A 255-nucleotide genomic window follows, 5' to 3' on the forward strand; every position below is an offset into this window, starting at 1 on the left:
GGTTGTCTGTGCAACTCCACATCCTTTCCCACTTAACACACACTTGGGGACCTTAGCTGATGGTCTGGGCTGTTTCCCTTTTGACAATGGATCTTAGCACTCACTGTCTGACTCCCGGTTACAAGTCGATGGCATTCGGAGTTTGACTGAGCTTGGTAACCCTTGCGGGCCCCGCACCCAATCAGTGCTCTACCTCCACGACTCTATTCACCGAGGCTAGCCCTAAAGCTATTTCGGGGAGAACCAGCTATCTCC

Annotated in this window: 1 rRNA gene; it reads right to left on the reverse strand. The window is 52.5% G+C overall.

Annotated elements, in window-relative coordinates:
* A 23S ribosomal RNA gene (locus KI379_RS33885) occupies window positions 1-255 on the reverse strand; the annotation flags it as partial.

The sequence above is a fragment of the Paenibacillus cineris genome (assembly GCF_018333335.1).
GTDB classification, from domain to species: Bacteria; Bacillota; Bacilli; order Paenibacillales; family Paenibacillaceae; genus Paenibacillus_AQ; species Paenibacillus_AQ favisporus.